Origin of the sequence: Streptomyces aurantiacus (assembly GCF_001418335.1) — a bacterium.
Lineage (GTDB): Bacteria > Actinomycetota > Actinomycetes > Streptomycetales > Streptomycetaceae > Streptomyces > Streptomyces aurantiacus.
Window position 1 is genome coordinate 1 of record NZ_LIPP01000173.1, and the last position, 9,849, is coordinate 9,849.

Below are 9,849 nucleotides of genomic sequence, written 5' to 3' on the forward strand. Positions count from 1 at the left end.
GCGGGTGCGTTGTGGCTGGTCGCGCAGTTCCCCGCGCCCCTAAAAGACACAAGATCGCGCCGCTCCCTGCGCCCCTGAAGACGAAAGATTGCGCCGTTCCCCGCGCCCCTGAAAGACGAAGGATTGCGCCGTTCCCCGTGCCCCTGACGGCGGAAGATTGCGCCGTTTCTCTGGCGGTCACGGTTTTGTTACAGGCGGGGGTGGATAGAACCCGTTCGGATGGCAGGCCGTAGCAGCGAGTAGAACGCTCGGACGACCGGGCGGGATTTCACTGCTATTCCTCACGGGGGCCTGTCCATGTTCCGTACTCGTGCTGCGGCACTCTCCTCCTTCGCGGCCGTCGGTGTGCTGCTCCTCTCTGCCTGCGGCGGCGGTGACGGCGACGGTGACGACAAGGCGGCTGCCAACGCCTCTTCCGCACCGCCGGCGGCGAGTGCCAATCTCGAATTCACGCCAGGCACCGCACAGGAGAACAAGGCTCGCCCCAACACGGGCGACTTCGCCGCCAACGCCATGCCGTCGGTCACCGAGTCGAAGCCCGTCGTCCGCAAGTGGATCCAACTCAGCGCGGACAAGGCCGGTGAGCTCGACCCGGTGGTCATCAACGGGGCCGGCTTCACGCTCTACCGGTTCGACAAGGACACCGCCGATCCGTCGAAGTCCAACTGCGTCGACGACTGTGCGACGACATGGCCGCCCTACTTGGTGGCCAACAAGGGCCGTGTCTTCCTTGACGGAGTCGACAAGTCGGCGATCGGGTTCATTCCCCGTGACGGCGGTCTTCAGGTGACTCTCGGCGGATGGCCGGTCTACCTGTTCAGCAAGGACCTCAAGCCCGGTGACACCAATGGCCAGGGCGTGGGCGGCACATGGTTCGGCGTGGCGCCCGACGGCCAGAAGGCCGGTGCCGGTGCGGCGCCCGAGGGTGACGGTGACGGTGGCAACGGAGACGGGGCGTCGGCCGACAGTGCCACGTTCTTCGACGGGTCGCGTTTCGCCGAGCCGGCGGAAGGCATCACCGGGCCGGGGTGCAAGCCGGTCCGCTTCACCGGCTCCCTGAAGGTCACCGGTGCCGTCAAGATCTGGGACGGCGCCGACTGCACCGGCAAGTCGCTGGTTGTCGACGGTGACGTCAACGACCTCGCCAAGCTTGGATTCCCCGAGGTCAAGTCGATCCGTTTCTCCGACTGACGTCAATCACCGCGCGAGCGTGAACGCGAGGGGGCCGGGAGCTCGGCAGTAGGCTCCCGGCCCCCTGCCCTCGGTCCCTTTCGCGCAGACCCGAAACTCGGCGTCAGTCGTGTGTCATTCACCGCCGCCGGCTGGCAGGCAGGACGGCATTGTGCGCTCAAAAGGTTTTTCCCTGAAATTCCCGATGTCCCTGATATCCCCGATATCGCCGATGGCATCAGTCGGTCTCGCGTTTGTCGTCCTCCTCACTCTGAGCGGCTGCGGACAGGGAGGCGGCGGCCTGGACATCGGACGGGCGCTGCCGTCGTTCTCCAACCCGACCGTCCCCGGTTTGTGGACGCCGGAGCGTATGGCGGACGCCCTGGTCGCCGACGTCCCCGTGACGGACGACCTCGGCGAGAACACCGGTGTCACCGATCCCGAGCCGGCTCCCGTCCCGGCCGAGGCCGAGCAGACGCCGTACCGCGTCAGTGCCCCGGTCCTGGGCAAGCTGTACTTCGACACGCCCGCGGGAGCGAGTGTCTGTTCCGCCACCGCCGTGCAGGACACCGGGCATCCGGGCCGGTCCGATCTGGTCTGGACGGCCGGTCACTGCGTGCACGCCGGAAAGGGCGGCGACTGGTACCGGAACGTCGTCTTCGTCCCGTCGTACAACAACGAAGGACAGCCACCGGCGGCCGAGTCCACGAACTCCGGCACAAGCCGGATCGCGCCCCTCGGCGTGTGGTGGGCGGACCGGGCCGCGGTGGCGCCCGAGTGGATCGCGCAGGGCGGTCCCACGGGGGGAGCCGGTGCGACCCATGATTTCGCGGTGCTCCATATGCGGGCGCAGACCGGCGCCACCGCCTCGCTCGAAGAGACGATCGGCCAGGCGGCGCCCGTCTGGTTCGACGCCCCGGTCGCCACGCGACTGCCCGCCGTCAAGGCGTGGGGCTATCCGGCGGCTGCGCCGTTCGACGGCGAGCGGCTGTTCTCCTGCCAGGACAGGCCAGGCAGGCTGTCCCTGCGCAAAGACCGGCCCGAGCTCTACCGGATCGGCTGCACGATGACTGGTGGATCCTCGGGCGGAGGCTGGTTCGCGAAGAACCCCGCGGGCAGGCTGGCGCTGGTCAGCAACACGTCCATCGGCCCGGCCGGAAACACCTGGCTGGCCGGACCTCGCCTGGGCGCGGGTGCGCGTGCCGCCTACGACGAGGCGAGTCCGGGGGCGACGCCGCCCGACGCGCCCTGACACCCAGGGGCCGGCGAGGCGTTCACTGCCGCTACGGCTACGGCTACGGCTGCCGCGGTAGCTACCGCTGTCGCTGTCGCTGTCGCTGTCGCTGTTTCGCCCACAGGTACTTCTGGGTCAGGAGGGTGAGGGTGCCCGCCACGGTGATGCCCAGGAGGTTCAGCAGGAGCTGGTTGGTCGAGCCGATCGTCTGGGAGGTGTCTCCGTAGCTGAGCGCCACCGCCGCGTTGGAGGCCGCCGGGACCGTGGTGACGGAGATGGCCACGCCCACCAGGAGGCCCGACTTGGCCGAGGTCAGGGAGAGGGTGCCGGCGATGCCCGCGAGGACCGCCACGACGAACGAGAACGCGTCCGGCGCGTAGACGAACGCCGTGTTGGGCCGGTCGCCCCCCAGCCGGGCCTCGGTGAACAGGCCCAGGGCGTCCATCAGGAGGCTGAAGAGCACGGTCACGGCCATCGCCACGGCGAAGCCCACCAGCAGGGCGACGAGCGAGCGCAGGGCCAGGCGCGGCCGGAGCCGGACCAGGGCTGTGCTCAGGCCCGCCAGCGGGCCGAACTCCGGGCCCACCGCCATCGCGCCCACGACCAGGATCGCGTTGTCGAGGACCACACCGCAGGCCGCGATCATCGTGGCGAGCGTGATGAAGGCGAGGTAGGTGACCGAGAGCGTCGACTCCTCGTGCGTCGCGTCCGCCAGCTGCTCCCACAGGACAGCGTCCACGCCCTCGCCGGGTGCGTCGTACTCCGCCTTTTCGGCGCGCTTCGACAGCGACAGGTCGATGTTCTCGACGGCGATCGACCCGCTCTTGTCGATCTCCAGGTCGCACAGCCCGCTGATCAGCTCGTCGCCCGCCTCGCGCGCCACGTCGACCAGCACGATGTCGCCGACGGGGTTGCGGGCGGCCCCGGGCAGAACCGCCAGATGGGCGGTGCCGACCGTCCCCTCGATCAGGCGGACCACGGCGTCGGTCCGGTCGGACGGGGTGATCAGTCGCAGGTGCAGCATGGAGGCAGGGTAGCCGCGTCCGACCAGCCGATCGGCCGTGGGTCAGAGCTTGCGCAGGCTGAGCTTCTGCACCTTGTGGTCGGCGCCCTTGCGCACGACGAGGGTGGCGCGGCCGCGGGTCGGGGCCACGTTCTCCAGGAGGTTGACCTTGTTGACGGTCCGCCAGGTCGTACGGGCGTAGTCGAGTGCCTCGTCCTCGGAGACCTGGGTGTACTTGCGGAAGTACGAGGACGGGTTCTGGAAGGCCGTCTCGCGCAGCCGGCGGAAACGGTTGAGGTACCAGCGCTCCACGTCCTCGGCGCGGGCGTCCACGTACACGCTGAAGTCGAAGTAGTCGGCGAGACCGACCCGGGTGCGGCCGTCCTTGCCGGGCAGGGCGGGCTGCAGGACGTTCAGGCCCTCGACGATCAGGATGTCCGGGCGGCGGACGGTGAGCCGCTCGCCGGGGACGATGTCGTAGATGAGGTGGGAGTAGACCGGGGCGGTCACCTCGTCCTTGCCCGCCTTGATGTCGGCGACGAACCGGGTCAGCGCCCGGCGGTCGTACGACTCGGGGAAGCCCTTGCGGGCCATCAGCCCGCGCGCTTCGAGCTCCTTGGTGGGCAGCAGAAAACCGTCCGTGGTGACCCGCTCGACGCGCGGATGCTCGGGCCAGCGGGACAGCAGGGCCTGCAGCAGGCGGGCGACGGTGGACTTGCCGACGGCGACCGAGCCCGCCACGCCTATCACGAACGGCGTACCGGACTGTGAGCCCTTCTCGCCCAGGAAGGTGTTCAGAGCGCCGCGCAGGCCGTCGGTCGCGCCGACGTAGAGATTGAGGAGCCGGGACAGCGGCAGATAGATGTCCCGTACCTCGTCGAGGTCGATGACATCGCCCAGACCGCGCAGCTTCTCCACCTCCTCGGCGGTCAGCGGAAGCGGCGTCTTCTCACGCAGCGCGCTCCACTGGGCGCGGGTGAGGTCGACGTAGGGAGTCGCCTCCGGCCTGGGCCGGTGGGCGCTCCGCGGCAACGAGGAGGCCGGTGAGATCACAGTCCATTGTTACGGGAGTTCGAACGACGCGTCGGGTGTGCTCCGTCACGTCGGCGCGTCCGCCACCGCCCTGAGCGCGCCCGAGCGCGCGCTCGAACACGTCCGAACCCGTCCGAACCCTGGTTCGCCGGGGCATACGGGGATAGCGTCCGCCCATCCGGGAGCGAGCCGCGTTCCGGGGTATCGGGGGTTGGGGTGGTCGTCATGGCCGTACGTTTCCGGGTGCGTGGCCTCGTCGGACGAAGACTCGGCCGCGGAACCGGAACCGGAACCGGACCCGGACCCGGACCCGGACACTGGCACGGCTCCGGACTCGGCTCCGGACTCGCTCCGGCCGACATGGCGGACCGGGTGTGCAGCGAGCTGGCGATCGATCTGCCGGACGAGGACCTGGGGGAGTACCTCTACGACTGCATCGACCTGTACGAGATGGGCAGCAAGCCGCGCTGCGAGGAGGTCGAGTATCTCGGGATGGTGCAGGAGGCGATCGACCGGATCGAGCGGGGCGAGTAGCGGGCCGCGGTCGCAGGCGGGGGCTTGGCCATGGCCATGGGCTTGGGCGCGGCAATTTCCGATATCGGACACGCGGTGCCTCGATGGGACATGAATCGGCACTTAGGCTGCCGTGTATGTGCGGAATTGTGGGATATGTGGGGTCGCAGTCGGCGCTCGATGTGGTGGTCGCCGGGCTGAAGCGGCTGGAGTACCGGGGGTACGACTCGGCGGGCGTCGCGGTGCTCGCGGACGGCGGGACGGCCGCCGCGAAGAAGGCCGGCAAGCTCGCCAACCTGGAGAAGGAGCTGGCCGAGCGACCGTTGCCGGCCGGGTCCACGGGCATCGGCCACACGCGATGGGCCACCCACGGGCCGCCGACCGATGCGAACGCGCATCCCCACCTCGACAACACGGGACGGGTCGCGGTCGTCCACAACGGCATCATCGAGAACTTCGCCGCCCTGCGGGCCGAGCTGGCCGAACGCGGACACGCGCTCACCTCCGAGACCGACACCGAGGTAGTCGCACACCTCCTCGCCGAGGAGTTCTCCGCGTGCGCCGATCTCGCCGAGGCCATGCGGCTGGTGTGCCGGCGGCTGGAGGGGGCCTTCACGCTGGTGGCCGCGCACGCCGACGCGCCGGACGTGGTCGTCGGGGCGCGGCGCAACTCGCCGCTCGTCGTGGGCGTCGGAGAGGGCGAGGCCTTCCTCGCCTCGGACGTCGCCGCGTTCATCGCGCACACCCGGTCCGCGATCGAACTGGGGCAGGACCAGGTCGTCGAGCTGCGGCGCGACGGAGTGCACGTCACCGGGTTCGACGGGCTGCCCGCCGAGGTGCGTTCGTACCACGTCGACTGGGACGTGTCGGCCGCAGAGAAGGGCGGCTACGACTACTTCATGCTCAAGGAGATCGCCGAGCAGCCGAAGGCCGTCGCCGACACACTGCTCGGACGCGTCGACGCGAGTGGTTCGCTGACACTCGACGAGGTACGGATCTCTCCGAGGGTGCTCCGGGAGGTCGACAAGGTCGTGGTGGTGGCGTGCGGTACGGCCTTCCACGCCGGGCTGATCGCCAAGTACGCCATCGAGCACTGGACCCGGATCCCCTGCGAGGTGGAACTCGCGAGCGAGTTCCGATACCGGGACCCGATCCTGGACGCGCAGACACTGGTGATCGCCATCTCGCAGTCCGGGGAGACCATGGACACGCTGATGGCCCTGCGGCACGCCCGGGAACAGGGGGCCAGGGTCCTGGCCGTCTGCAACACGAACGGCTCGACGATCCCCCGCGAGTCCGACGCCGTGCTCTACACGCACGCGGGACCCGAGGTGGCGGTCGCCTCCACGAAGGCGTTCCTGACCCAGCTCGTGGCCTGTTACCTCGTGGCGCTGTATCTGGGCCAGGTGCGCGGTACGAAGTGGGGCGACGAGATCCAGGCCGTCGTACGCGACCTGTCCCGGATCTCGTGCGAGGTCGAACGGGTCCTGGCCACGATGGAGCCCGTACGGGCACTCGCGCGGTCGTTGGCTGCGAAGAACACCGTGCTGTTCCTGGGCCGGCACGTCGGCTATCCGGTGGCCCTGGAGGGCGCGCTCAAGCTCAAGGAACTGGCCTACATGCACGCGGAGGGCTTCGCGGCCGGCGAGCTGAAACACGGGCCCATCGCTCTGATCGAGGAGGACCTGCCCGTGGTCGTGGTGGTGCCCTCGCCCAAGGGGCGCTCGGTCCTCCACGACAAGATCGTTTCGAACATCCAGGAGATCCGGGCGCGCGGGGCGCGGACCGTCGTCATCGCGGAGGAGGGCGACGAGGCGGTGGCCCCCTATGCGGACCACCTGATCCGCATTCCCGCCACGCCTGTGCTGTTGCAGCCACTGGTGGCGACGGTGCCGTTGCAGGTATTCGCGTGCGAGCTGGCTACGGCGAGGGGTAATGAGGTGGATCAGCCGCGGAACTTGGCGAAGTCGGTGACCGTGGAGTGAGCGGAGTGATCTGCCTTCAGGGCTTCGATGAAGGGGGTGAAGGCTCCCGCCGGGAAGGTGAGGGTGGCCCTGGCCGGGGTTTTGGAGTCGCGGACGGCTATGTGGGTGGCTGAGTTTGCGATTTCTACGCAGTCGTTGCCGTCATCGCCGTCGGAGTAGGACGACTTGCGCCAGTCGAGGGAAATGATCACCGGGTGCCTCACAGCTCCTTGGCCAGGTTGTGGATGAAGTCACGCGATCGGTCGGGGGCGAGTGCGACTTCCTCAATCTTACGGAAGCGCGTTCGGAAGACGCCGAGCATGGCCTCAGAATCGATGAAGACCGAGCCGTGGGGTACGTCGCGCACCACGGTGTCGAGTTTGGGGACGCGGCCACCGACGTACGTCATGGTGCTTCCCGCCCTGGCGAAGCCTTCCAGGGCGAATGGCAGGATGCGGACCGTGATGTGGTCGGCTTCCGAGAAGTCAAGGAGCCGCGAGAGTTGGGCCCTTGCAGCAGCGCGGTCGTCGACCATGATGCGTAGCGCTGCCTCGTGGATTACCAGTTCGTACGGGATGGGGCTGGGGCCCTCGATGATTACCTGGCGGGCCATGCGGTGCCGGACGCGCAACTCCCGCTCGTCTGCAGTGAGTTCGGGGACCCGGTTGGAAAAGATTGCTCGGGCGTAGTTTTCGGTCTGAAGTGGTCCTGGGACGAACAGGATTGCCACGTCGTGCCGGTACCGGGCGTGGTGATCCAGTTCGGACAGGTCCAGGAACGACGTGGGCAGTAGGCCCCGGTACTCCTCCCACCAGCCGCGGGTCCGGTCCGTGGCCATTGCGACCAAGGCGTTGATGAACTCTTCGTCTGTACAGGCGTAGTGGGACGCGAGGCGTCGGAGCCGCTTCTCGCTCACCCCTGAAGTGCCCGATTCGATCTGGCTGATCTGGACGGAGTTCACGCCGAGCAGCGCGGCTGCCTCGCGGGCACTGAGTCCTGCCGCCTCACGGAGCCTGCGCAGTTCGACCGCCAGACGTAGCTGTCGCGCCGTTGGCTCGCGCTTTGTGCTCATGGATTGCCCCTTGTTCAACGCCCATGCCGCCGTGACTCGTTCGGAGTCAGGTTACGCGATCCAGTTGCGAAATCTTAAATCTAAGGCCTACCGTCGGTGATGCAACGCACACGCTGCGAGTTGCCGGGACCCCGGAAGCGCACCACTCCGTCCTGCCAGGACGGCTGCGAAACAGCCACCGCCCGCCACCGCCGTGCCTCTCCAACCCCCACTGAGCCGACCGGAGTTGACGCATGCCCGAAAACGTGACCGACGCGCCCTGGGAGTACTCCCTTTCCATCCCCAACGACCTCAGAGCCGTCACCGTCAGCCGCCGTACCCTCCGGCTCATCCTCACCATGCACGGCCTGATTCACCTGGTCGATGTGGCCGAACTGCTGGCCGCCGAGCTTGTCTCGAACGCCGTACGCCATACCAAAGGGCCCGCCGCCCTCCGCGTTCGCTGGTCGGCCGGCGTGCTGCGGCTCGGTGTCTGGGACGCCGACCCGGAGTCGCCGGAACCGCAGTGTCTGTCGGGTGGCCAACTGGACTTGGCGGAGGACGGGCGCGGGCTCGCCCTCGTCAAGGCTTGCGCCGACCAGTGGGGCTGGCACCCCCTGGTCAGCGACGGCAACCGGGGCAAGTACGTCTGGTGCGAGCTGGGTTCGGCGGCGTGAACAATTCTTCGACGCTCGAATGGGTGAACACATCGGAACTGCATCCGACGGACCCCGGGACCGCCGGATACTTCGTCGAGTTCCTGGACGTCAACCTGGGGAGGACCCCAGCCGGAGACAAATGGAGGAAAGACATGTCGTTCGTCAGCTACTTCCCTGGCCGGGGGACTGTCCGTGAGACGGCCTACCTCGAAGGCAAGCTTGAAGGTCAGGCCGAAGACCGTGCCTCGCTGATCCTTCGCGTCCTGGAGAAGCACGGCATCCCCGTCCCCGACAGTACGAGGGAGCGCATTACCTCGTGTGCCGACCTCGACATCCTTGCCTTGTGGTTCGACCGCTCACTGACAGCTACAGCGGCCGAGGATCTGTTCGCCGAGGACCCTGAGGTCCCGTCGAGCCCTTCCGGAGAGGTCTGACCCATGGGCGATTCCGAGACGGAAAGCGTTCAAACGGACGGCCCTGAGGATGAGCTGCTCAACCTCCACGCGTTCACGGGGATGTGCCTCGGGCTCGGTATCCCCCCGGAGAAGGTGGCCGGCGATTTCCGGAACACGCTGGAAGACCTCAGGCAGCGCGGAGTTGTGCCCCTTGAAGAAGTGGCTCGGCAGCGCGCTCATTCGGCGGGAGGTACCCGGGAACACCCTGTCCCGTGGGCCGAGGGTTTCGCCGCGGGATACCTCGCGGCCTGGGCCGCGGCGATCCTGCGCGTCCTGGAAACTCGCGGCCTCGACTTCGGTCAGGACAAGCATGTCTTCCGGCCTCTCAACGTCTGCACTGACGCGGACCTGCTCACTCGTCTCCTCGACCGCGCCGTCACCGTGACACACGAGGCCGAGCTGGTTGCCGGGGAGCCGAGCCTTCAGTTGTAGGGCGGGTCATAGGGTGCCCGGATGAGCATCATCGGCGTCGGGATCGACGTGGCTGAGATCGACCGGTTCGCCGCTTCGGTGGAGCGGACGCCCGGGATGGCCGAACGGCTGTTTCTGGAGAGCGAGTTGCTGCTTCCCAGCGGGGAGCGGCGGGGGATTGCCTCCCTCGCCGCCCGCTTCGCCGCNNCGTGGCGGCCCGCGCGGCGAAACTCGGGGTGCGTTCCTGGCACGTGTCGCTGAGCCATGACGCGGGGGTGGCGTCGGCGGTGGTGATCGCGGAGGGGTGATGACGGTCCGAGAGGATCACTGCCCGGCTGCCGGTGCCGGTGCCGGTAC

11 protein-coding genes and 2 pseudogenes are annotated in these 9,849 nt (G+C 68.3%); 9 read left to right on the forward strand and 4 right to left on the reverse strand.

Annotated features, from left to right (window positions below; genetic code table 11):
• Positions 1 to 297 precede the first annotated feature (297 nt).
• The gene (locus tag AOK01_RS22930) at positions 298 to 1,191 is read left to right on the forward strand and encodes a hypothetical protein (RefSeq protein WP_055514677.1); all 894 of its coding nucleotides are present in this window, start codon (positions 298 to 300) and stop codon (positions 1,189 to 1,191) included.
• A gap of 211 nt (positions 1,192 to 1,402) precedes the next feature.
• A complete protein-coding gene (locus AOK01_RS22935; protein ID WP_063792847.1) occupies positions 1,403 to 2,422 on the forward strand; it encodes a trypsin-like serine peptidase in 1,020 nt (339 codons plus the stop codon).
• A gap of 61 nt (positions 2,423 to 2,483) precedes the next feature.
• On the opposite strand, the gene AOK01_RS22940 is transcribed toward AOK01_RS22935, so the two are convergent.
• The gene (locus AOK01_RS22940) at positions 2,484 to 3,428 is read right to left on the reverse strand and encodes a DUF389 domain-containing protein (protein ID WP_055514681.1); all 945 of its coding nucleotides are present in this window, start codon (positions 3,426 to 3,428) and stop codon (positions 2,484 to 2,486) included.
• A 42-nt stretch (positions 3,429 to 3,470) separates the two neighbouring features.
• Positions 3,471 to 4,460 (reverse strand): type I pantothenate kinase, encoded by a 990-nt coding sequence (gene coaA / locus AOK01_RS22945; RefSeq protein WP_055514683.1) that lies wholly within the window; start codon positions 4,458 to 4,460, stop codon positions 3,471 to 3,473.
• Positions 4,461 to 4,664: 204 nt separating this feature from the next.
• On the opposite strand from coaA, the gene AOK01_RS22950 reads away from it, so the two are divergent.
• Complete coding sequence (locus AOK01_RS22950) at positions 4,665 to 4,973, forward strand: hypothetical protein (protein WP_157871443.1); 309 nt, start codon at positions 4,665 to 4,667, stop codon at positions 4,971 to 4,973.
• A 116-nt stretch (positions 4,974 to 5,089) separates the two neighbouring features.
• Positions 5,090 to 6,937 (forward strand): glutamine--fructose-6-phosphate transaminase (isomerizing), encoded by a 1,848-nt coding sequence (glmS, locus tag AOK01_RS22955; protein WP_055514687.1) that lies wholly within the window; start codon positions 5,090 to 5,092, stop codon positions 6,935 to 6,937.
• Here glmS and AOK01_RS22960 read toward each other — a convergent pair.
• A complete protein-coding gene (locus AOK01_RS22960; RefSeq protein ID WP_055514689.1) occupies positions 6,898 to 7,128 on the reverse strand; it encodes a DUF397 domain-containing protein in 231 nt (76 codons plus the stop codon). The two genes, glmS and AOK01_RS22960, sit on opposite strands and share 40 nt — an antisense overlap.
• A gap of 8 nt (positions 7,129 to 7,136) precedes the next feature.
• Complete coding sequence (locus tag AOK01_RS22965) at positions 7,137 to 7,988, reverse strand: helix-turn-helix domain-containing protein (protein ID WP_055514691.1); 852 nt, start codon at positions 7,986 to 7,988, stop codon at positions 7,137 to 7,139.
• A 233-nt stretch (positions 7,989 to 8,221) separates the two neighbouring features.
• On the opposite strand from AOK01_RS22965, the gene AOK01_RS22970 reads away from it, so the two are divergent.
• The 5 genes and pseudogenes from AOK01_RS22970 to AOK01_RS45305 form a co-directional block, all read left to right on the forward strand.
• Positions 8,222 to 8,644: an ATP-binding protein gene (locus AOK01_RS22970; RefSeq protein ID WP_055514694.1), complete on the forward strand. Its 423-nt coding sequence runs from the start codon at positions 8,222 to 8,224 to the stop codon at positions 8,642 to 8,644.
• The gene (locus AOK01_RS45295; RefSeq protein WP_245702372.1) at positions 8,620 to 9,060 is read left to right on the forward strand and encodes a hypothetical protein; all 441 of its coding nucleotides are present in this window, start codon (positions 8,620 to 8,622) and stop codon (positions 9,058 to 9,060) included. The genes AOK01_RS22970 and AOK01_RS45295 overlap by 25 nt, the downstream gene beginning before the upstream one ends.
• Positions 9,061 to 9,063: 3 nt before the next feature.
• A complete protein-coding gene (locus tag AOK01_RS22980) occupies positions 9,064 to 9,513 on the forward strand; it encodes a hypothetical protein (RefSeq protein WP_055514698.1) in 450 nt (149 codons plus the stop codon).
• Positions 9,514 to 9,534: 21 nt separating this feature from the next.
• Positions 9,535 to 9,698, forward strand: a pseudogene (locus tag AOK01_RS45300) (holo-ACP synthase); the annotation flags it as partial.
• A 2-nt stretch (positions 9,699 to 9,700) separates the two neighbouring features.
• A pseudogene (locus AOK01_RS45305) lies at positions 9,701 to 9,800 on the forward strand (holo-ACP synthase); the annotation flags it as partial.
• Between the last annotated feature and the right edge of the window lie 49 nt (positions 9,801 to 9,849).

Coding starts and splice junctions, on each gene's coding strand:
- AOK01_RS22930 (WP_055514677.1), top strand. CDS start 298: ATGTTCCGTACTCGTGCTGCGGCACTCTCCTCCTTCGCGGCCGTCGGT.
- AOK01_RS22980 (WP_055514698.1), top strand. CDS start 9,064: ATGGGCGATTCCGAGACGGAAAGCGTTCAAACGGACGGCCCTGAGGAT.
- glmS (WP_055514687.1), top strand. CDS start 5,090: ATGTGCGGAATTGTGGGATATGTGGGGTCGCAGTCGGCGCTCGATGTG.
- AOK01_RS22950 (WP_157871443.1), top strand. CDS start 4,665: ATGGCCGTACGTTTCCGGGTGCGTGGCCTCGTCGGACGAAGACTCGGC.
- AOK01_RS22935 (WP_063792847.1), top strand. CDS start 1,403: ATGGCATCAGTCGGTCTCGCGTTTGTCGTCCTCCTCACTCTGAGCGGC.
- AOK01_RS22965 (WP_055514691.1), bottom strand. CDS start 7,988: ATGAGCACAAAGCGCGAGCCAACGGCGCGACAGCTACGTCTGGCGGTC.
- AOK01_RS22940 (WP_055514681.1), bottom strand. CDS start 3,428: ATGCTGCACCTGCGACTGATCACCCCGTCCGACCGGACCGACGCCGTG.
- AOK01_RS22970 (WP_055514694.1), top strand. CDS start 8,222: ATGCCCGAAAACGTGACCGACGCGCCCTGGGAGTACTCCCTTTCCATC.